This window comes from Microbacterium sp. 05N427, assembly GCF_056397105.1.
Map to the genome: position 1 here is coordinate 17624 of NZ_JBFTMT010000031.1, position 19580 is coordinate 37203.

The following is a 19580-nucleotide window of genomic DNA, read 5'->3' on the forward strand; positions in this document are numbered from 1 at the left end:
GGGGTTCCTCCGAAGGGAGTGCAGGCGGGTTCGATACACTGGTGTATTCGATACGTCTTTGTATCGTAAGACGACGACGCCGGGATATTCTGTGCGCGGGATGTGAATCGCGGGCGCAGAGGCCCGCAGGAGGTGCGAATGACCGGCAGTGCGACCAGGAGCCGGGAGAACACGCGGGCGCGGCTGCTCGAGGCGGCGGCGCTGGTGTTCGCCGAGGACGGGCTCGACGGCGCGACCGTCGAGGCCGTGTGCGAGCGCGCCGGCTTCACGCGAGGCGCGTTCTATTCCAACTTCGAGTCGAAGGACGAGCTGTTCCTCGAACTCGCCGGCACCGTGTCCGCCGAGCGCCTGACGGCCGTGCGCGCGCGGGTGACCGAGCTCAACGAATCCGGTGCGCTCGCCCGGGACTGCGACGCCACCACGCTCGTGCAACAGGTGATGGACACCGGCAGCGACGACCGCCTGGGCGTCATGCTGCTCAGCGAGATCCGCCTCCGCGCCCTGCGGGATCACGCCTGGGGCAAGGCCTACCTCAAGCAGGAGCAGGAGATGGTCGCCGGCATCGCCCAGATCATCGACGACATCGCCGCGACCGGCACGATCACCTTGCGGGTCGATTCGGAGGTCGCCGCCCGCATGCTGCTGATCATCTGGGAGGGCACGACCGTGCGCGGCGCGATGGCCGGCAAGGACGACGCCCAGCTACGCCGCACCGGCAGCGTGGAGCTCGGCCGGATGGTGTCGCTGCTTCTCGGGTGAGGCGGCGGGCGGGAGCTCGTGTTCCGTGGGGCGTGTGTTCTCCTTTTGGGGCGCATGGTGGCACGGATTCCGGGCGCCGTGCGCCCCAAACCGGCAGAGTGCGCCCCGAAACTGCGCCGGCCGGACCGCGGTGCGTGCTCGGCTTTGGGGCTAGTGCTCACGTTTTGGGGCGCGTGGTGGCACGGATTCCGGGCGTGGTGCGCCCCAAACCGGCAGAGTGCGCCCCAAACTGCGCTGAGGCTGGACCGTGTCCGGCCTCAGCGGCCGTCGGCGGCGAGCAGCCCGTGGCAGCGGGTGAGGCGGTCCAGCCACCAGTCCCGGCGCTCCGCCGGCGCGGCGAGCCGGGCGAGCGCGGCCGGATCGGGGACGACCCTGGCGGCGGACACGATGCCACCGCGCGGGCGGGCGTCTGCGACGTCGTCGGCGAACAGCGACGCCGTGCCGAGGCCGCAATCGTGGTCGAGCACGGGCAGCGCGGCGGCCAGGGCCGCGCCGAGGGAGAGGCCGACCGCGGTGTCGAGCGCGCTGGAGACGACCACAGGCAGCCCCGCCTCCGCGACGATCCGCAGCGCGCGCTCGATGCCGCCGAGCGGTTGCGCCTTGATGACGAGCAGGTCTGCGGCCCCCGCGCGGGCGACGGCGAGCGGATCCGTCGCCTTGCGCACGCTCTCGTCCGCCGCGATCGGGATATCGAGGTAGCGGATCCGCTCGCGCAGCTCGACGAGCTCGTCGACGCTCGCGCAGGGCTGCTCCGCGTACTCCAGGTCGAAGGGGGCGAGGGCGTGGATCGCGCGCTCGGCCTCGTCGACGTTCCAGCCGGCGTTCGCGTCGATCCGGATCCGACCTTCCGGCCCCATCTCGGCACGCACGGCGCGCACCCGGGCGATGTCGTCGGCGAGGCTCTGCCCTGCTTCGGCGACCTTGACCTTCGCCGTCCGGCAGCCGTCGAAACGCGCGAGCACGGCCGGCACCTGTTCCGCGGGGACGGCAGGGATCGTCGCGTTCACGCGGATCCCGTCGCGCACCGCCGCGGGGCGGGGGCGCCAGGCGTCTGCGATGGCGGCGGACAACCAGCTCGACGCCTCGGCGTCGCCGTACTCGGTGAACGGCGAGAACTCGGCCCATCCTTCCGGCCCCTCGAACAGCAGCGCCTCGCGGACGTCCACCCCGCGGAACCGCGTGTGCATCGGGAGCGCGACCACCCGCGCGGTGTCGAGGATCTCGGAGAGTGCGGGGAGGTCGGTCATGCCCCCATCATGCACCCGGGGATCCGCGCCGGCGCGCGGGTTCGGATGTGTCCTCAGCCGTGTTCGGGCACCGGATCCGCATGATCCGTCGGGGGCGGTTCAGTCGAGCCGCTTCTGCAGCTCGGCGAGACGTCCGGAGGGACGGAAGCCGAGGGCGACGTTGACGGCCAGCATGTGCTCGTTCGACTCGGCGTTGTAGGTCACCACCCGCGGCGTACGCGGCATCTCGTGCTGCAGTCGGCGCAGGTTCTCCAGCTTCACCCTCATGCCCAGGCGGTGGCCGCGGTCCTCCCGTCGCACGAGTGTGCCCCACTGGTACGCGGAGCTGTCATCCCCGGAGACCACGAGCTGCGAGTAGGCCACGACCCGACCATCCGGGTCGAGCGCGACGACGCAGAACGAGGTGCGGCCCTGTGCGGACACGAGCTCCTCGCTCTCGCGGATCTCCGCCACGTCGGGAGTCGCGGCCTCGATGTCGAGGTCGCCCATCGGCGCTTCGGTATCGAGTGAGCTGGAGAGCTCGGCCCATCCGGCGACGACGTCCTCGGGCACGGGGCCGATCCAGCTGCGCAGCACGTAGTCGTCGTCAGGGGCTCCCGCGGCGAGACGATCGAGCAGTTCCTCCGCCACAGGGAGGTCGAGCACACTCTCCCGGTCGCCGAGCGCGAGCGCGTAGCCGTGCCTGCGGCCGAACTCCACGCCCGGATGCCCTGTGCCGTCGGCGGGTGCGGAGGCCGCCCAACTCGTCTCAGCCAGGAACGTCCGCCGGGAGCGCGCGATCGCGCGCGCCTCCAGCTCGGCGAGAAGCGCGGATCCGATACCCGTCCGCCGCGCTTCCGGTGCGACGTACACCGCGACATCGGCGACATGGAGGTTGTCCTTGAGCGGCAAGGCGAGAGCAGCCGCGCCGACGACCGCCCCGTCGCGCCGGGCGAGGAAGACGTGCTGTTCGAAGGTCGCCGAATCCTGCTGGAGCTCCATCCGCGTCTCCTCGAGGGACCACAGCACTGCGTCGCCGCCGCGGTCGGCGCGAAGCGCGGCGGCGTAGATCTCCCACCACGCGTCCACGGCCGCGTCGTCGAAGGCGTCAACGGGGTGGATCTCGATCGTCATACTCTCCACGCTATGGGAGTGCGTTGAACAGAATTGTGTGATTGACAATGGTGTGCGACGCACAATATGGTGTTGAACATGAGCGATGAGGAGTTCGACGGCCATCTGCAGGAGCTGCGGCGCGGCACGATCGTGCTCGCGAGCCTGCGGCTGCTGCGTGAGCCCGGGTACGGCTACGGCCTGCTCGAGCAGCTGAGTGCCGCCGGGTTCCCCACCGACTCCAACACCCTGTACCCGCTGCTGCGACGCCTCGAGAAGCAGGGCTATCTCGTGAGCGAGTGGAACACCGAGGAAGCGCGACCGCGCAAGTTCTATCGCACCTCCGACGCCGGGCTCCGCCTGGCCGACACCCTCACCCGCGATGTGCAGGCCATCGCCGCCGCCGCGAAGAACCTTCCCTGACCTCCTGGAGGAGAACATCATGGACACCGACACGACTCTCGCCGACACGTCCCTCGCCGAGCGGTATGTGACCGCGGTGGCGCGGTCCGTACCTGCCGCCGATCGCGCGGAGGTCTCCGCCGAGCTGCGCGCGTCGATCGCGGACGAACTCGACGGCCGTCTCGCCGCAGGCGAGGAGGAGGGGGCGGCGGAGTACGCCGTGATCGCGGAGCTCGGCGACCCGATCGCCTACGCGGCCTCGCTCTCGGGGAGGCCGCTCGTTCTGATCGGACCCCGCTATTACGCCGCCTGGCTGCGACTGCTGCGTCTTCTGCTGTTCATCGTGGTGCCGGTGACCGCTCTCATCGCAGGCCTGATCCGAGCGATTGGGGGAGGCGACGTGGGCGCGGTGATCGGCGCGATGATCCCCGCGATCATCACGTCGGGCGTCCAGGTCGCGTTCTGGACCACCCTGGTCTTCGCCGTGCTCGAGCGGGTCGGATCCACGGGGGACACCGTGCTCGAATGGACTCCCGACAAACTGCCGCGGACCGTGATCCCGCTCGCGCGGATCTCGGATCTGATCGGCATCTCGGTCATGACGGTGATCCTGATCGGGTCGGTCGTCTGGGACCGCACCGTCGGCTGGGGCGACGAGCATGTCCACGTCCTCGCTCCGGGCCTATGGCCCTGGGTCATGGTCGCGTGGTTCGTGCTGCTCGCGATCGGGGTCGTCGTCGAGGCGTTCGTCGCCGTGCGGGGGCGTTGGAGTGCGCCTCTCGCCGCGGTCAGCATTGCGGCGAGCCTGGTCGCGATGATCGGCGCGATCATGCTGATCTGGCGGCGTGCGGTGATCGCGCCCGACCTGATGGCGCGGATGCAGGCCGCGAGCACCCCGACCGCGGACGTCGTCCAGATCGTGAACATCTCGCTCACGGCCGTGTTGGGCGGGATCCTGATCGGCCTGCTGTTCGACGCCTACCGCAAGCTCGGCCTCGCGCGCGAGGCGTGAGCGGGTCCGCGGTGGACGGCACCCGGAATAGGCTGGATCCGTGACCGAGAACCCCGTCTCCGACCTGTTCGACCCCGCCGAGTGGACGCTCGCGCCGGGCGCGGGGGAGTACACCGACATCACCGCGCACGTCTCGAACGACGGACGGATCGCCCGCATCGCCTTCGACCGGCCCGAGGTGCGCAACGCCTTCCGGCCGCACACGGTCGACGAGCTGTACCGCGCGCTCGACGAGGCCCGTCAGGATCCGCGGATCGGCGTCGTCCTGCTCACCGGCAACGGACCGAGCCCGAAGGACGGCGGTTGGGCGTTCTGCTCCGGCGGCGACCAGCGGATCCGCGGCCGTGACGGCTACAAGTACTCCGAGGACGAGGCGGCGGTGCCGGCCGAGGCGCAGGCCAGGTCGGGCCGGCTGCACATCCTGGAGGTGCAGCGGCTCATCCGATTCATGCCGAAGGTCGTCATCGCGGTCGTGCCCGGCTGGGCCGCCGGTGGCGGGCACTCGCTGCACGTGGTCTGCGATCTGACGATCGCGAGTGCAGAGCACGGGCGGTTCAAGCAGACCGATGCCGATGTCGGATCCTTCGACGCCGGATACGGGTCGGCGTACATGGCTCGGCAGACGGGGCAGAAGTTCGCGCGCGAGGTGTTCTTCCTCGCCGAGGAGTACTCCGCCGAGCGCGCGATGCAGGCGGGCGCCGTGAACCGCGTCGTGCCGCACGCCGAGCTCGAACGAGAGGCGATCGCGATGGCCAGGACGATCCTGACCAAGTCGCCCACCGCGATCCGCATGCTGAAGTTCGCCTTCAACGCGGTCGACGACGGGCTGGTCGGGCAGCAGGTCTTCGCGGGTGAGGCCACCCGCCTCGCGTACGGCACGGACGAGGCGGTCGAGGGCCGCGACTCCTTCCTGGAGAAGCGCGAGCCCGACTGGTCCCCCTACCCCTGGCAGTTCTGATGACCCTGGGTCTCACCGTGCGCACACGGCTCGATCCGCGCCGCGGATGGAGCCATGTGCACACAGTGAAGCCGGGTGGGACGGGCGGTCCCCGGTGAGGCTGCAGGCTGTCGACGGTATGGATCCGGTCGCCGTCGGGGGCGGGCTGGCGGCGGCGCTCGACGGCGCCGCGCCCCTCGCGCTCGGGTTCGCGCCGGATCCAGGCGACGAGGTCGCCGATGGCACGGCGGTCGTCATCGCGACCTCCGGATCCACCGGCGTGCCGAAGAAAGTCATCCTCTCCGCCGCCGCTCTGACGGCGAGCGCGGAGGCGACCGCGCGGCGGATCGGATCCGGGCAGTGGATGCTCGCGCTCTCGGCCGGCTACGTCGCCGGGCTCCAGGTGCTGGTCCGCGCGCACCTGGCGGGCACGGCTCCCGTGCTGCTCGACGGGCGGTTCACGCCGGTCTCGTTCGTGGCGGCGACGCGCGGCATGACGGCGGGTCCGCGGTTCGCGTCGCTCGTGCCCGCGCAGCTCGCGACGCTGCTCGACGCGGCCGACGATCCGGAGGTGCGCGCCGCCCTCTCCTCCTACGACGCGCTGCTCCTGGGCGGGCAGGCGCTGCCGCCGGCGCTCCGCACGCGGGCCGCGGATCTCGGTGCCCGCGTCGTGCGCACCTACGGATCCAGCGAGACCGCGGGTGGCTGCGTATACGACGGGGTCCCGCTGGACGGAGTGCGCGTCGCGCCGGTCCACGGCGAGCTGCGCATCGCCGGTCCGACTCTCGCCGACGGTTATCTCAGCGATGCCGAGCTGACCGCGCGCACGTTCGTCGCCGACGGCGCCGGCGACCGCTGGTACCGCACGGGCGACGCCGGCGACGTGGCCGACGGCAGGGTTGCGGTGACCGGGCGGGTCGACAACGTGATCGTCTCGGGCGGAGTGAACGTGTCGCTGGACCGGGTCGAGCGCGCGGTGCGCACGGTGGCGGGTCTGGAGGGCGCCGTCGTGGTGGCGATCGCGGACGAGCGCTGGGGCCAGGCGTCCGCGATCGTGGTCGAGCTGCCGGGCGGAGCCGTCGATTCTGCCCCGAGGTTGCTCGCCACCGCCCGGGAACGGGCCGCGGCCGACGTGGGCGCCGAGGCGCGCCCCGCGCGGATCTTCCCGGTCGAGGCGCTGCCGCTGCTGGCGTCGGGCAAGCCCGACCGCCGCGCGATCGCCGCRCTCGCCGCCGCGCGCTGAGTCCGGCCTGATCCGCGTTGCGGAGGTAGCCTCTGAGCGCGGCCTCCGCGGTTCGAGCGACCGAATGCAGGACCGTCGCTCCCACATGCAGGAGCGACGGAGGCCGGTCGCTCGGATCACCGCGGAGTCTCGGGGCTCGCCGCTCGACGTGGTCGGTCGGTCCTGCATTCGGCGGGAGTCTCCTGCATTCGTTCGTCCGCCCCGCYCGCACGTCGACGCCGCACCGGATACATCTCCCGGCGGATGACCGCGCGAGATCCGGTCGCGTACCGTGAGGGGGTGATCCGCACCATCCCGCGCTTCTGGCTCGTGTTCGACATCGTCGGCAGCGCCATCGGTCTGCTGCTCACGCTGCCCCTCACGTACACGTTCGAGGCCGGCACGATGAGCCGCTGGATCCCGGACGGCCCGTTCTCGATTCTGCTCGTGATGCTGGTCGCGGTCATCCTCTGGGGCGCGGCTGCGATCAGCCGGCTCTCACCGGTGCTCGCCCTGATCGTGGCGTGGATCGGCGCACTGTTGCAGATGGCGTGCGGTTTCTCGCCGGGCGCCTACAACATCGCGATCCTCGCCGTGGTTTTCGCGACTTCGGCCTGGGGATCGATGCGCCTGCTCTGGATCGGCGGCGCCTCCGCTCTGGGTGGCGGGCTCATCGCGGGCGGCTACATGTCCCTGATCAACGAGCAGGGCCTGATCCAGGATCCCGACACCGGCCTGCGCGTCGCGCTGGTGGCGGTGCTCCTGGGCACCGTGTCCGTGCTCACCCTGGTGATGGCCTGGGGCGCCGGTCTGCTGTGGCGGGTCGTGCTGCACAGTCGGCGGACCCGCGACATGCAGGTGCGGGCGGAGGCGGTCGCCGCCGCAGAGCAGGAGCGTGTGCGGATCGCCCGCGACATGCACGACGTGGTCGCGCACTCCCTCGCGGTGGTCATCGCGCAGTCCGACGGCGCGCGCTACGCCGCGGCCGCGGATCCGGCGCAGGCGACGGCGGCGCTCACCACGATCGGGCAGACCGCGCGCGCGGCGCTCTCCGATGTGCGGCTGCTGCTCGCGCAGCTGCGGCACAGCGAGGGGCAGGGGCCGCAGCCCACGCTCGCCGACTTGGAGACGCTGTACACGCAGGTGCGCGCCGCGGGGATCGAACCGCGCGTGACGGTGGATCCGATGCCGCCGGGCGAGCCGCCCGCCGGCATCCAGCTGGCGGTGTACCGGATCCTGCAGGAGGCCCTGACCAACGCGATCCGGCACGGCGCCGGCGACGTCGACGTCTGGCTCGGCTGGCACGCCGACAGCGTGCAGATCACGGTGCGCAACGCGGTGCCGCCGATGCCGCGGCAGGCGCACACGGAGCGCGGGCACGGCCTCATCGGCATGCGCGAGCGCGCGCAGCTGGTCGGGGGCACGCTCAGCGCGGAGCACGAGGCGGAGGGGTTCGTGGTGCGCGCCATGCTCCCGATCGGGCCGGCCGCCGCCTAACCCGCGGTCCCGGGCCCGCTCCACGGGCGTCCCGGCCCCGCGCCGGGCGTCCCGGCCCCGCGCCGGGGGATGACAGACTTTCCGGAGGCGCGGATCCGATCGCGCGGAACGAGGAGGCAGGATGATCCGTGTCGTGCTGGTCGACGACCAGGCGCTGTTCCGTGCCGGGATCCGCATGCTCGTGGCGTCCCAGCCCGACCTCGAGGTCGTCGGCGAGGCGGGGAACGGGCAGGAGGCCATCGAGGTCGTGCGCTCGACTCGCCCCGACGTGGTGATGATGGACATCCGGATGCCGGTCATGGACGGACTGACCGCCACCGCGCGCATCCTGGAGCAGGCGGATCCGCCCCGCATCGTGATGCTGACCACGTTCGACCTCGACGAGGCGGCGGCGCGCGCGATCCGTCAGGGCGCGAGCGGCTTCCTCCTCAAGGACGCGGATCCGGAGTTCCTGCTCGCGGCGATCCGCACCGTGCATTCCGGTTCCAGCGTGATCGCGGCCTCGGCCACCCGTGATCTGTTCGCGCACTTCGCGGCGCCCGCGCAGACCCCGGTGCCGCCGAGCTATGGCGCCCTCACCGAGCGCGAGAAGGAGATCTTCGCGCTCGCCGCGCGGGGCCTCTCCAACGCCGAGATCGCCGCCCGCGAATTCCTCTCCGAGGCGACCGTGAAGACGCACATCAGCCGGATCCTCACCAAGCTCACCCTGCGCGATCGTGTGCAGCTCGTCGTCTTCGCCTTCGAGCACGGCCTGAACTGACGCCGCCTCGGCGTCGCCCCTTGCCGCCCCCTCGGTGTCGCCCCTTCGGTGTCGCCCCCTGGGGTACCCCTCCACTTCAGGGTCGTCCCTGTGAGCGCACCCTATGGCGTGCGCTCACGTGCGGGGCGCTCGCGCCTGGGTGCCCGGAGAGCAGAGCATCGAGCGCGGCGCGGTCGCCGGTGCCCTCCGGCAGCGCGATGAGGTCCATGCCGATCAGCTCGTCCGGGCGGATCCTGCGCCGCGCCGCCCAGGGGTGGGACGGCGCCACGACGGCGACCATCGGGTCATCGAACACGACGGTGGATCCGAGATCGTGCGGCGGGTGCTCGGCCCAGGCGACGAGCGCGAGGTCGATCTCGCCGCGCCGGACCGCGTCGATCAGTTGCGCGGACGTGTCCTCGCGCAGCCGTAGCTCGAGCCCCGGATGCGCGGAGCTGATCTCGGCGAGCGCATCGTAGAACCGCGGCCACGTCAGGCCGAACACGGTGCCGACGCGAAGCGATCCGAGCAGCAGCCCGCGCAGGTCGGCGGCCGTGGCGCCGATCTCCCCGATCGCCTCGAGGGCGGCGCGGATCGCGGGCATCAGGCGCTCGCCCTCCTGAGTGAGGGCGACCCGGCGGGAAGTGCGATCGAACAGGGCGATGCCGAGCTCGCGCTCGAGCTTCTGGACCTGCGTGCTCACACCGGACTGACTGACCCGCACGCGCTGCGCGGCCGCCGTGAAGGATCCCGTCTCGAGGACGGCGAGGACGTAGCGCAGCTGGTGAAGTTCCATCTCTGAGACAGATGATAGCGATAGGCATCAGCTGTTGGACGGATGGATCCGGATCGTCGATTCTGAACGAGACGAAAGGAACCGCCATGACCATCACCGAGACCTCGACCCAGACCGAGCCGACCGTCCCGATCCCCGTCCGTCTCGACATCGACACGGTCGCGCCGCGCTTCTCCCGCGCGCTCGCCGGGCTCGATGCCGCGATGATCCGCGAGCTCGATGCGGCGGGCATCGACGCCCGACTGCGCGAGCTGGTCCGCCTGCGGGCCTCGCAGATCAACGGATGCAGTTATTGCGTCGACCTGCATGCGGGGGATGCTGCCAAGGCCGGCGACACCRCCGCCCGCATCGCCGCGGTCGCGGTGTGGCAGGAGTCGCCCTTCTTCACCGCCCGTGAACGTGCCGCGTTCGCGCTCACGGAGAGCATCACCCGCCTGTCCGAGACCCATGTGCCGGACGCGGACTGGGCGGCCGCGGCCACGCGTTTCTCCCCGGAGGAACTCGGCGCCCTCGTCTCACTGATCGTCGTGATCAACGCGTGGAACGCGGTCGGCGTCTCCACGCACGCCTGGACCGGATCGATGTAGACGGCGCGTCCGGTGTGTGCGGCGCGTGCGGGCTTGCGTCGCTTGCTGGGGGCATGTCCCACTTCGGGCCACGGCATGTCCCACTTTCGGCCGCGGATCCGGGATTCCGGAGCGGAAAGTGGGACATGGTCCACCGAACCGTCGGTGGAGCCGGAGCTCGGAACCGGTCCGGGGGTCGGACGCCAGGCGTGTCCCGGAGCCCGACTCCGGCCACGCGTGCCCTAGTTCCGGCTGCGACGTGTCCCACTTCAGGCTGAGGCATGTCCCATTTTCGGCTGTGGATCCGGCGATTCTGCAGCCGAGAGTGGGACATGGTCCACGGGCACGGACGCTGGGTTAACTCTCAGGGACAAAGACTGTCTATGCATCGACAGTCTAGGTATAGTCACCCCATGGCAGACGAACGACTCCGAGGCAATCTCGAGATGCTGGTCCTGGCGACTCTCGCTCGCGGATCCGCTCACGGCTACGCGCTCGCCGAGGCGCTGCGCACCGCGAGCGGCGGCGAGTTCGATGTGCCGGAGGGCTCGCTGTACCCCGCGCTGCACCGGCTGGAGCGATCCGGGGCGATCACGAGCGAGTGGGTGCACGACGGCCGCCGGCGCCGGATCTACGCGATCACGGCGGCCGGCGCGGCACAGCTGACCCGCGAGACCGGGGCGTGGCAGCGCTTCGCCGACGGGGTGGCGTCGACGCTCGCGGCTCCCTCGATCCGCCCGGCCGTGCAGGGGGTGTGAGATGACCGACGCGATCGACCGCTACGTGGCGCAGCTCGCCGACCGGCTGGGCGCGGGCCAGGACACCTGGCGGCTGCTCGCCGAGACGGACGGACACCTGCGCGATGCGCAGTCGGCACTGCAGGCGCAGGGGATGGATCCGGCCGAGGCTGCGGAGGTCGCCGTACGACGATTCGGGGATCCCGCCGCCGTCGCCAAGGCGCGCTCTCCGCGGCGCCGCGCGGTGGGGCTGCTCAGCGGTGGGTGGCTCGTCGTCGCGCTGGGCCTGATTGTGATCGGCGTGAGCGGGCTGGTGTCGTGGGCGATGGAGGCGATCGCCGGACCCGCGTTCCTCGCTGGCGACGTGAACGGGGTGACGTACACGGCCGCGCGGTGCGCCGACTTCCAGGGCTTCTTCCCGCAGGCGGGCAGCTGCGCCGCCGCGGCGGCGATGCACCACTCCGACGAGATCGTCTCCGAACGGCTCGCGGCCGGGATCCTCGGCGTCGTGCTGCTCGCGGCCTGGCTTCTGGTGCGGCGCCTTCGCGGGGCGGCGCTGATCGCCCGGGAGGATCGGCGCATGCTGCTCGTGGCGAGTGCCGTGGCCTTCCTCGGCGTGGGTCTGGTCGGCTTCGGATCGGGTGCGCTCTCGGTCGCCCTCGACCTCGTCCGTGGCCTCGCGGTGGCGGGCGTGGGCGTGCGTCTGAGCGATGGCGCGATAGCCCTGGTCGCGGGCATCGTCGCCCTGATCCTGCTCGTCCGCTTCCTCCGCCGCGGCGTCTCCACGCCCTCCTCTCCGGCCGTCGCCTCCGCCTGAGCCCCTCCTACTTCCGAGTCGTCCCTGTGAGCGCACACCAGGGGGTGCGCTCATGGGGACGACTCGGAAGTCGGGGCGCGTGGATCATCCTTGCGATGTAGGGAGATGGGTCCGCAGAGCGACGCGAGGAGTGGGGGCGGATCCTTAGCGTCGAAGACATGGAGATCACGACGAGCGACCTGGGTCTTGCGGCCCGCGTCCAGCACCTCACCAAGACCTACGGATCCGGCGAGGGTGCGGTGCGCGCCCTCGACGACGTCAGCGTCGGCATCCGCCGCGGCCAGTTCACGGCGATCATGGGCGCATCCGGCTCCGGCAAGTCCACGCTCATGCACATCATGGCGGGCCTGGACATCCCGACCCGCGGGCGGGCGTGGATCGGCGACACCGAGATCACCGGTCTCGGCGACCTCGACCTCACGATCCTGCGTCGTCGCCGCGTGGGCTTCGTCTTCCAGGCGTTCAACCTGGTGCCCACCCTCGACGCGCTCGGCAACATCCTGCTGCCGTTCGAGCTCGACGGGCGGCGCCCGTCCGCGATCGAGCGGGCGCGCATCGACTCCCTCGTCGAGATCCTCGGCATCGGGCCGCGGCTGCGGCACCGGCCGCACCAGCTCTCCGGCGGGCAGCAGCAGCGCGTGGCGATCGCCCGCGCGCTCGCCACCGCGCCGGACCTCGTCTTCGCGGACGAGCCCACCGGAAACCTCGACTCCGCGTCCGGGCGCGAAGTGCTGCAGCTGCTCTCCACCGCGAGCCGTGAGCAGGGCCAGTCGATCGCCATGGTCACGCACGACGCGGTCGCGGCCAGCTATGCCGACCGGGTGCTGTTCCTCGGCGACGGCCGTATCGTCGCCGACCACCCGCGCCGCAGCGCCGACGAGATCGCCGCGCTCATGCTCTCCGGCGGCGCCCCCGCCGCACCCGTCTCCGGCGGCGCCCCCGCCGCGCCCGGGCCCGCCGCGCCCGGGCCAGGGCCCGCCGCACCCGAGTCCGTGACCGCGACCCAGCCGAGCGGAGCGCTCGCATGACCGCCCTCGCCCCGACGCGGCTCGAGACGCCGCTGACCCCGTCGCGCCTCGCGTTCCTGCAGGAGCGCGGCATGGGCTCGAGCGTGTTCGTCGCCGCCCTCACCGCGGCATTCGGCGTGATCCTCGTCGACACCACCTTCTACCTGGGCGCTCTGCTCCAGAACGATCCGTTCCTCGGCGACAGCGAGACCCTCGCCTACGTCGTGCGGATCCTCTCGGTGCTGCTCACCGCCGTCGCGATGTACGTCGCCGCGATCGTGACCGCCAACACGTTCGCGACCATCGTCGCCGGTCGCACCCGCCGCATCGCGCTCATGCGACTGATCGGAGCGTCGGCGCGGTCGCAGCGGTCGGAGGTCGCGGGGCAGGGCCTCGCGGTCGGCATCATCGGCGCCGTGCTGGGGCTCGCCGCGGGAGTACTGCTGAGCTGGGGTGGTGCGGCGATCRGATCCCTCGCCTTCGAGCACCCGCCGCAGGGCTTCTCGCCGCTGCAGCCCGGAGCGCTGATCCCCGCCGTCGGCGTGGCGCTGACGACCTGGCTCGCGGCCTGGGCCGGATCCCGACGCGTGCTGACCGTCACCCCGCTGCAGGCGCTGGCGGGATCCGCCGAGCGCACGGTCGCCGAGACCGGAGCCGGCGGCACCAGGCATCTCGGCGCGATCACGATGTTCGTGCTCGGCGGCATTCTGCTCGCCGCCGGTGTCGTGGTGGGGTTGTCCTCGCCGCTCGGTGTCGTGGTCGCGTTCTTCGGCGGGGTGTTCTCGTTCAGCGGGCTCGCGATCGGATCGGTGCTGGTGATGCCGCCCGTGCTCCGGCTCGTGGGACGCCTGTTCGGACGCGGCGCGACCGCCCGGCTCGCCGCCGAGAACGCGCTGCGCCACCCCGAGCGGTCGAGCCGCATGGCGATCGGTGTGGTGATGGGGGTCACGCTCGTGACGATGTTCGCGGTGGCTCTGGAGTCGGCAAAGGCGCTCATGGTGCGCTCGAGCGCCGAGGAGCTGCCGCCAGGGTTCTTCGCCCCGTTCGATGCGTTCGGCACCGTGATGATGGTGCTGGTCGCGGTGTCGGCGGTGATCGCCGCGGTCGGGCTGGTCAATCTGCTCACGATCGGCGTCGTGCAGCGTCGGCGCGAACTGGGCCTGCTGCGCGCGATCGGGCTGAGCAGCCGCCAGGTGCGCCGCATGGTGCTGCTCGAAGCCGCACACGTGACGATCGCCGCCACGGCGACGGGCCTCGTGCTGGGCGTCGCCTACGGCTGGATCGCCGCGCAGTCCCTGCTCGGCTCGGTCCCGTCGATGCCCGACTTCCACCCGGCCGGGCTCATCCCCCCGGTCGTGCCATGGGTTCCCGTGGTCACGATCGTGGCCTGCACCGCTGTGCTCACGCTCGTGGCGTCCGCCGCCCCGACCCGGCTCGCGACCCGCGTCGCCCCGGTCGAGGCGCTCGCGGCGGACTGAGGGGCGCAGGGCCGCGGGGGATCTCCGCGGCCCCGTCCCAGGTGCGGGAGAGACGGCGGATCCGCCACCCGCGCCACTGCCACGCCGCCCAGAGCGCGGGTAGCAGCAGGAGGGATCCGGGTCCGCCGAAGACGAGCCGGTCGCGCCAGAGCGCCCGGCCGTCCGGCAGCTCCGAGACGGCCATGCGGTGGTCCCAGACATCGAGCGAGGAGAGCGGGCCGGTGAGGGGGATCCCGCTGTCGCGCAGGACCCGCACGGTCTCGCCCTTGTGTTCGCGGACCTCGTCGTACGCCCCGATCAGCTGCGTGCCGATGGTGACCAGCCCGAACAAGCGCAACCGCACGGCGCTGTGCAGGAGCGAGCCCTCATCCTTGTGCGTGAGGGGCTCGACCACGATCACCGGCGCGTAGAGCGCGGTGAGCACCGCGGGCGAATGCAGCGCGGCCCAGGCGGCGTCCGCGCTCGCGGGGATCCGGAACTTCAGCTGCACGTGCCGTAGCGTCAGGTTCGTCGTGGTCATCGCGGCATCACCGCCGCCCGCCGGTCGGCCGCGGTGATCTCGCGGCGGGTCCAGACCAGGAGGAAGCGCTCGTCGTAGCGCCGCGAGCAGCGCGCGCAGGAGGACGCCCGCGCGGGTCGCCGGTGCCGGTAGGTCACGTGGCCGGTCGGACAGCGGCCCACCCAGGGGGCGAGATCGGTCGCGGTCTCGCCGTGATGCGTGGTCCCGCCCTCGTAGCCCAGCGACCGGGCGACCCGTTTCCATGCGACGCCGTGCGCGGCGTCGTGGCCGGCGACGGCATGCGCGACCTCGTGCAGGAGCACCTGATGGATCTCGTCGTCGTCGAACCGGGCGGCGAGGTAGCGCGAGACGGTGATCCGCTTGTCGCGGTAGTTGCAGGCGCCCGCGCGGCGCTTGGCGTTGTCGAAGCCGAACGACCAGCTCGGATCGAGATGCAGCCGGATGAGCGCTTCGCCCCAGATCCGGACTCGTTCCAACTCGGCCATGCACTCACGTTAGGGGACGCCGGCGACATTCCGGCGCAAACGCCCGGGTCGCCGCCCGCTCGAGGAGGATCGGCGCGTCAGCCGTTGACGACGACCGGGTCGCGACGGCGTTCGACGGTGTCGACGGCGAGCAGGGCCGCCTCCAGCGTCGCGTCGTCGGCGCCGGCCTCGCGGCGCAGGAACACCGTGCGCTTGAAGCACTCCCTGGCCTGGTCGTAGTCGCCGGCCTCGAAGGCGTTGCGGCCGCGGTGCTGATGCGCGAAGGCGGCGATCGGGACCCAGCCCTGCCCCTCCGCCTCGGCCACGCAGGCGGCCAGCTCGTGGTCCGCGGCGGCGTGCGCGCCGCGGTACTGCTGCACGGTCGCGCGCAGCACGCGCGCACGCAGCAGGTCTTTCCTGGTTCCGGCCATGCGGGCCTGCCGCACGGCCTCATCCGCGAGGCGGAGGGCGTCGTCCAGGCGGTCGAGGACCTTCAGCAGCCAGACCCGCTCGAGCATCGACGGCAGACTGCGCAGATCGGCGATCTCGTCCAGCCGCGCCTCGCACTCGGCCGGATCCACCAGCTCGCGCAGAGAGTCCGGGTCGTATCCCTTGATGTAGCCCACGCGCCCGTCCTCCTGCACTGCTTCGCCGTGCCCTCCAGTCTGCCTGCCGATCCGGCGCATCCGCGAAGGCCCCAGGGCGTGCCGTGAGAAACCGGCGCCGGGCACCGGGTCGGAGGAGGCCCTCTGCGTCGCGGATCGGCGCGGGCGGGAGGGGCTCAGCGCAGGAACAGCCCGGCGTCTGGCCGGGGCGAGGCCACCGCCGTCGCGTCGGTGACGATCGCCGCGTCCTTCGCGAATGCGATCACCTCGGCGCCGTGCGCGAGCTTGGCCGGATGCGGACCCGCGGCGAGAATGCGCGGCAGCGCGTCGGCCGGAAGCGGGCCCCTCGATGCCGCGAGCACGAGGTTGCCGAAGCGGCGCCCCTTCAGGATCTGCGCGTCCGCGAGGATCGCGACCTCCGGAAGCACCGCGCGGATGGTCGCCACCTGACGCCGGGCGAACGCGAGTCCCGGACCATCTGCGACGTTCACGAGCAGGACGCCGGCCGGTCCCAGCAGCTGGGCGATCTCGGTGTAGAACTCGACGCTGGTCAGATGCGCGGGGGTCTGCGCCCCGGAGTAGACGTCGGCGACGACGAGATCGACCGCGCCGCTCAGCGCCGGCGGAAGGCGGCGCACGCCTTCGCGGGCATCGCCGATCCGGATCCGGATCGCGGCGCCTCGGGGCAGCGGGAGATGCTCGCGCACGAGCTCGACGAGCGGAGCTTCCAGCTCGATCACCTGCTGGCGGGATCCGGGTCTGGTCGTGGCGATGTAGCGGGGGATGGTCATCGCGCCGGCGCCGAGGTGCACGGCCGTGATCGGCGCGCCGGGAGAGGAGAGCTGGTCGATCAGGGCGCCCATCCGCACGATGTACTCGAAGTGCAGATGGGTGGGATCCGCGAGGTCCACGTGCGACTGCGGGGTGTCCTCGATGAGCAGCTCGAAGCCGCCGCCGAACTCCGCGGGGACCACGCGCGCGATCCCGCCGGATGCCAGCCGCGCGGCCGGATGCTCGGTGTCCTTCGCGCGCGCTCTGCCCATGAGATGAGCCTACGGCCGCCCGATGGGGGAGTACTTCGCGGGCGGCTCGGCGGGATCCGGGAGCAGATCACGGCTGCATCACGAGCTTGGAAGAAACTTGCAGAGAGTTTGTTCAGCGTGGATACTTTTTCCTACTGGCGCGTTCGCCCAGCGATTTCAAAGAGGAGATTCACCCGATGCACAAGCGCATTCTGTCCGTCGCGGCACTCGGCGTCGTGGCGACGCTGGGCCTGGCGGCCTGCTCCGGCGGCAGCGCCCCCGCGGCCACCAACGGTCCTGTCGACGGCAAGGGCAAGACGCTCAACGTCTGGATCATGAAGGGCACCAACCCCGACGCGACCGCGTTCTACGACAAGGTCGAGAAGGCGTTCACGAAGGAGACCGGCGCCACCGTCAAGATCGAAGAGGTGCAGTGGGCCGACGCCCACGACCGCTTCACCACGGCGATGGCCGGCGGCACCACGCCCGACGTGGCCGAGGTCGGCACCACCTGGACCCCGGAGTTCGCGGACGCCGGCGCGCTCCTCGAGCTCGACAAGTACATCGACGGCGAGAAGGGCCTGAAGGACGACCTCGTCGCCGGCCTGAAGACCGCGGGCACCTACGACGGGCACCTCTACGGCATGCCGTGGTACGCCGGCGTGCGCTCGATCGTCTACCGCACCGACGTCTTCGACAAGCTCGGGCTGAAGGCGCCCACCTCGTGGGACGACATCGTCAAGGCCGGCGACGCCATCAAGGCGGCTGACCCGAACATGCTCGCGTTCCCGGTGCCTGGTGCGGCCGAGTTCCAGGTCTACCCCTGGGTCTGGGGTGCGGGCGGCGAGATCGCCACCGACAAGAAGGGCACCTGGACCAGCGAGATGGACAGCGCGGAGTCGCAGGAGGGGATCAAGTTCTACACGGACCTCGCCACGAAGCACGGCTTCTCCTCGGCGGGCGCGACCACCTGGAAGGAGACCGACCTCAAGGACGCGTTCTCCCAGGGCAACGTCGCCATGATGCTGTCCGGCTCGTGGACCCCGAACGCCCTGATCCAGGCCAACCCCGACCTCAAGGGCAAGATCGGCGCCGCGGTCATCCCGGGCAAGGACGGCGGCATCGCTCCGTCTGTGCTCGGCGGCTCGCACCTGTCGATCTTCAACACCACCAAGAACCCGGACCTCGCCTGGGCGTTCACCAAGATGATGACCACGGGCGACCTGGCCAAGGAGTGGGCGAGCCAGACCGGCTACTTCCCGGGCGTGCAGTCCGCGATGAAGGACGCCCTCGCCTCCACCGACCCGCTCGTCGCGCCGTTCGCGAAGCAGATGGTCGACGGCGGCGGATCCGTCCCGGTCAGCCCGAACTTCGGCGCCGTGCAGGCGAAGAAGACGACCAACTCGATGATGCAGTCCATCCTGAGCGGTCAGAAGGACGTCGCCACCGCGACGAAGGACGCCGCCAAGGAGATGACCGACCTTCTGAACCAGAAGAAGTAGGTCCGAACTCCATGTCGATGGTGCAGGCACCGCGGCCGGTCGCGGAAGGGGAGCGCCGCTCCTCCTCCGCGGCCGGCGGCCCGGCTGGCAGACGCCGGTTCCGCTGGGCGACCGCCCGTCCCTGGCTGCTGCTGGCCCCCGCGCTCGCGATCCTCGCGACGCTCATGCTGTGGCCTCTCGTCCAGGTCGTGATCTTCTCGCTGCAGAACTACGGCCTGCGCGAGATCAACACGGGCCGGACCAACTGGATCGGCCTGGGCAACTACATCGAGGCGCTCACCGATCCCACCCTGTGGACCGTCGTGCTGCCGAACACGGTGGGCCTCGCGGTCGTGTCGGTCTTCACCACAGTTGTGGTGGGCACCCTGGTCGCCCTGCTGCTGGCTCGCCTCGGTCCGGTGTGGCGCACGATCGTGGCCAGCAGCGTCATGATCGCGTGGGCCATGCCCGCGGTCACCGGCACCTACGTCTGGATCTGGATCTTCGACGCCGATCACGGCATCTTCAACAGCGTGCTGCAGGACCTGGGCCTCATCCACGGCCAGGTCAACTGGTTCACCAATCGGTGGGCGTTCTTCGCCATCGTGCTGCTGAACATCGTGCACCACGGCTTCCCGTTCGTCGCCGTGACGATCCTCGCGGGCCTGCTCGGGGTCAACAAGGAGATGCTCGAGGCGGCAGCCATCGACGGCGCGGGCGCGTGGCGCCGGTTCTGGAAGATCGTCTTCCCCACCCTCAAGCCGGTGTTCTCTGTCGTGATCATCCTGTCCACGATCTGGGACTTCAAGGTCTTCGCCCAGGTGTTCCTGATGCCGGGCGGGGACGGCAGCAACCGCAGCGTCTTGAACCTCGGCGTGTGGTCCTACGTCGAATCCTTCGGCCAGAACCGGTTCGGATTCGGATCCGCGCTCGCCGTGCTGCTCACCCTCGTGCTGCTGGGGATCACCGCGATCTACGTGCGCGCGCTCATGAAGGAGGACGAGCTGTGAAATCGCGTCACCCCGCGCTCGGCAGGTTCGGGCTCACCGTCGCAGTGATCGTGGTCCTCGTGTTCACGCTCTTCCCGGTGTACTGGATGGTGTCCAGCGCCTTCGACAAGCGCGCCTCCGGGGGCGGGCAGTCGCTGCTGCCGAAGGAGTTCACGTGGGACAACTTCGCC

At 71.2% G+C, this 19580-nt stretch carries 21 protein-coding genes; 14 read left to right on the forward strand and 7 right to left on the reverse strand.

What is annotated here, in order from left to right; all coding sequences use genetic code 11:
• Positions 1 to 138: 138 nt before the first annotated feature.
• Positions 139 to 759, forward strand: coding sequence for a TetR/AcrR family transcriptional regulator (locus AC1DG4_RS19215; protein WP_477380346.1), 621 nt, complete (start codon positions 139 to 141; stop codon positions 757 to 759).
• A gap of 257 nt (positions 760 to 1016) precedes the next feature.
• Here the strand turns inward: AC1DG4_RS19215 and AC1DG4_RS19220 are convergent, their stop codons facing one another.
• Positions 1017 to 2006, reverse strand: coding sequence for an o-succinylbenzoate synthase (locus AC1DG4_RS19220; protein ID WP_477380344.1), 990 nt, complete (start codon positions 2004 to 2006; stop codon positions 1017 to 1019).
• 99 nt (positions 2007 to 2105) lie between these two features.
• Positions 2106 to 3119, reverse strand: a complete 1014-nt coding sequence (locus tag AC1DG4_RS19225) for an N-acetyltransferase family protein (RefSeq protein ID WP_477380342.1) — start codon at positions 3117 to 3119, stop codon at positions 2106 to 2108.
• A gap of 78 nt (positions 3120 to 3197) precedes the next feature.
• Between AC1DG4_RS19225 and AC1DG4_RS19230 the strand changes: the two genes are divergently transcribed.
• The 6 genes from AC1DG4_RS19230 to AC1DG4_RS19255 all read left to right on the forward strand — a co-directional run bounded on the left by AC1DG4_RS19230 (position 3198) and on the right by AC1DG4_RS19255 (position 8928).
• A complete protein-coding gene (locus tag AC1DG4_RS19230; protein WP_477380340.1) occupies positions 3198 to 3521 on the forward strand; it encodes a PadR family transcriptional regulator in 324 nt (107 codons plus the stop codon).
• Positions 3522 to 3540: 19 nt separating this feature from the next.
• Positions 3541 to 4512 (forward strand): permease prefix domain 1-containing protein, encoded by a 972-nt coding sequence (locus AC1DG4_RS19235; protein ID WP_477380338.1) that lies wholly within the window; start codon positions 3541 to 3543, stop codon positions 4510 to 4512.
• 40 nt (positions 4513 to 4552) lie between these two features.
• Positions 4553 to 5470 carry a 1,4-dihydroxy-2-naphthoyl-CoA synthase gene (locus tag AC1DG4_RS19240; RefSeq protein ID WP_477380336.1) on the forward strand — a complete coding sequence of 306 codons (918 nt, stop codon included), beginning with the start codon at positions 4553 to 4555 and terminating at the stop codon, positions 5468 to 5470.
• 94 nt (positions 5471 to 5564) lie between these two features.
• A complete protein-coding gene (locus tag AC1DG4_RS19245) occupies positions 5565 to 6692 on the forward strand; it encodes an AMP-binding protein (protein ID WP_477380334.1) in 1128 nt (375 codons plus the stop codon).
• Between the two features lie 279 nt (positions 6693 to 6971).
• On the forward strand, positions 6972 to 8168 hold the full coding sequence (locus AC1DG4_RS19250; protein ID WP_477380332.1) for a sensor histidine kinase: 1197 nt from the start codon (positions 6972 to 6974) through the stop codon (positions 8166 to 8168).
• A gap of 121 nt (positions 8169 to 8289) precedes the next feature.
• Positions 8290 to 8928 (forward strand): response regulator, encoded by a 639-nt coding sequence (locus AC1DG4_RS19255; protein WP_477380330.1) that lies wholly within the window; start codon positions 8290 to 8292, stop codon positions 8926 to 8928.
• Positions 8929 to 9004: 76 nt separating this feature from the next.
• Here the strand turns inward: AC1DG4_RS19255 and AC1DG4_RS19260 are convergent, their stop codons facing one another.
• Positions 9005 to 9703, reverse strand: coding sequence for a LysR family transcriptional regulator (locus tag AC1DG4_RS19260; protein ID WP_477421419.1), 699 nt, complete (start codon positions 9701 to 9703; stop codon positions 9005 to 9007).
• 86 nt (positions 9704 to 9789) lie between these two features.
• Between AC1DG4_RS19260 and AC1DG4_RS19265 the strand changes: the two genes are divergently transcribed.
• From AC1DG4_RS19265 to AC1DG4_RS19285, 5 genes are all read left to right on the forward strand, one after another.
• Positions 9790 to 10290: a carboxymuconolactone decarboxylase family protein gene (locus AC1DG4_RS19265; RefSeq protein WP_477421420.1), complete on the forward strand. Its 501-nt coding sequence runs from the start codon at positions 9790 to 9792 to the stop codon at positions 10288 to 10290.
• Between the two features lie 392 nt (positions 10291 to 10682).
• The gene (locus tag AC1DG4_RS19270; RefSeq protein ID WP_477380324.1) at positions 10683 to 11027 is read left to right on the forward strand and encodes a PadR family transcriptional regulator; all 345 of its coding nucleotides are present in this window, start codon (positions 10683 to 10685) and stop codon (positions 11025 to 11027) included.
• Between the two features lies 1 nt (position 11028).
• A complete protein-coding gene (locus AC1DG4_RS19275; RefSeq protein WP_477380322.1) occupies positions 11029 to 11823 on the forward strand; it encodes a permease prefix domain 1-containing protein in 795 nt (264 codons plus the stop codon).
• A gap of 158 nt (positions 11824 to 11981) precedes the next feature.
• Positions 11982 to 12851 (forward strand): ABC transporter ATP-binding protein, encoded by an 870-nt coding sequence (locus AC1DG4_RS19280; protein ID WP_477380320.1) that lies wholly within the window; start codon positions 11982 to 11984, stop codon positions 12849 to 12851.
• Positions 12848 to 14308 (forward strand): ABC transporter permease, encoded by a 1461-nt coding sequence (locus tag AC1DG4_RS19285; RefSeq protein ID WP_477421421.1) that lies wholly within the window; start codon positions 12848 to 12850, stop codon positions 14306 to 14308. The genes AC1DG4_RS19280 and AC1DG4_RS19285 overlap by 4 nt, the downstream gene beginning before the upstream one ends.
• Here the strand turns inward: AC1DG4_RS19285 and AC1DG4_RS19290 are convergent.
• From AC1DG4_RS19290 to AC1DG4_RS19305, 4 genes are all read right to left on the reverse strand, one after another.
• Positions 14232 to 14828: a hypothetical protein gene (locus AC1DG4_RS19290; protein ID WP_477380317.1), complete on the reverse strand. Its 597-nt coding sequence runs from the start codon at positions 14826 to 14828 to the stop codon at positions 14232 to 14234. The two genes, AC1DG4_RS19285 and AC1DG4_RS19290, sit on opposite strands and share 77 nt — an antisense overlap.
• Positions 14825 to 15313: a SprT-like domain-containing protein gene (locus AC1DG4_RS19295; RefSeq protein ID WP_477380315.1), complete on the reverse strand. Its 489-nt coding sequence runs from the start codon at positions 15311 to 15313 to the stop codon at positions 14825 to 14827. Before AC1DG4_RS19295 ends, AC1DG4_RS19290 begins: the two co-directional genes overlap by 4 nt.
• A 77-nt stretch (positions 15314 to 15390) precedes the next feature.
• Entirely contained in the window at positions 15391 to 15918 is a 528-nt protein-coding gene (locus AC1DG4_RS19300; protein ID WP_477380313.1) for a hypothetical protein, read from the reverse strand.
• A 155-nt stretch (positions 15919 to 16073) separates the two neighbouring features.
• The gene (locus tag AC1DG4_RS19305) at positions 16074 to 16940 is read right to left on the reverse strand and encodes a spermidine synthase (RefSeq protein WP_477380311.1); all 867 of its coding nucleotides are present in this window, start codon (positions 16938 to 16940) and stop codon (positions 16074 to 16076) included.
• 176 nt (positions 16941 to 17116) lie between these two features.
• Here AC1DG4_RS19305 and AC1DG4_RS19310 point away from each other — a divergent pair, with 176 nt between their 5' ends.
• A complete protein-coding gene (locus tag AC1DG4_RS19310; protein ID WP_477380309.1) occupies positions 17117 to 18421 on the forward strand; it encodes a sugar ABC transporter substrate-binding protein in 1305 nt (434 codons plus the stop codon).
• An 11-nt stretch (positions 18422 to 18432) separates the two neighbouring features.
• On the forward strand, positions 18433 to 19410 hold the full coding sequence (locus AC1DG4_RS19315; RefSeq protein WP_477380307.1) for a carbohydrate ABC transporter permease: 978 nt from the start codon (positions 18433 to 18435) through the stop codon (positions 19408 to 19410).
• Positions 19411 to 19580: the final 170 nt, after the last annotated feature.

Excerpts from the sequence above, each read along its gene's own strand:
- AC1DG4_RS19215 (WP_477380346.1), top strand. The coding sequence starts at position 139 with ATGACCGGCAGTGCGACCAGGAGCCGGGAGAACACGCGGGCGCGGCTG.
- AC1DG4_RS19220 (WP_477380344.1), bottom strand. The coding sequence starts at position 2,006 with ATGACCGACCTCCCCGCACTCTCCGAGATCCTCGACACCGCGCGGGTG.
- AC1DG4_RS19225 (WP_477380342.1), bottom strand. The coding sequence starts at position 3,119 with ATGACGATCGAGATCCACCCCGTTGACGCCTTCGACGACGCGGCCGTG.
- AC1DG4_RS19230 (WP_477380340.1), top strand. The coding sequence starts at position 3,198 with ATGAGCGATGAGGAGTTCGACGGCCATCTGCAGGAGCTGCGGCGCGGC.
- AC1DG4_RS19235 (WP_477380338.1), top strand. The coding sequence starts at position 3,541 with ATGGACACCGACACGACTCTCGCCGACACGTCCCTCGCCGAGCGGTAT.
- AC1DG4_RS19255 (WP_477380330.1), top strand. The coding sequence starts at position 8,290 with ATGATCCGTGTCGTGCTGGTCGACGACCAGGCGCTGTTCCGTGCCGGG.
- AC1DG4_RS19260 (WP_477421419.1), bottom strand. The coding sequence starts at position 9,703 with ATGGAACTTCACCAGCTGCGCTACGTCCTCGCCGTCCTCGAGACGGGA.
- AC1DG4_RS19270 (WP_477380324.1), top strand. The coding sequence starts at position 10,683 with ATGGCAGACGAACGACTCCGAGGCAATCTCGAGATGCTGGTCCTGGCG.
- AC1DG4_RS19275 (WP_477380322.1), top strand. The coding sequence starts at position 11,029 with ATGACCGACGCGATCGACCGCTACGTGGCGCAGCTCGCCGACCGGCTG.
- AC1DG4_RS19280 (WP_477380320.1), top strand. The coding sequence starts at position 11,982 with ATGGAGATCACGACGAGCGACCTGGGTCTTGCGGCCCGCGTCCAGCAC.
- AC1DG4_RS19290 (WP_477380317.1), bottom strand. The coding sequence starts at position 14,828 with ATGACCACGACGAACCTGACGCTACGGCACGTGCAGCTGAAGTTCCGG.
- AC1DG4_RS19295 (WP_477380315.1), bottom strand. The coding sequence starts at position 15,313 with ATGGCCGAGTTGGAACGAGTCCGGATCTGGGGCGAAGCGCTCATCCGG.
- AC1DG4_RS19305 (WP_477380311.1), bottom strand. The coding sequence starts at position 16,940 with ATGGGCAGAGCGCGCGCGAAGGACACCGAGCATCCGGCCGCGCGGCTG.
- AC1DG4_RS19310 (WP_477380309.1), top strand. The coding sequence starts at position 17,117 with ATGCACAAGCGCATTCTGTCCGTCGCGGCACTCGGCGTCGTGGCGACG.
- AC1DG4_RS19315 (WP_477380307.1), top strand. The coding sequence starts at position 18,433 with ATGTCGATGGTGCAGGCACCGCGGCCGGTCGCGGAAGGGGAGCGCCGC.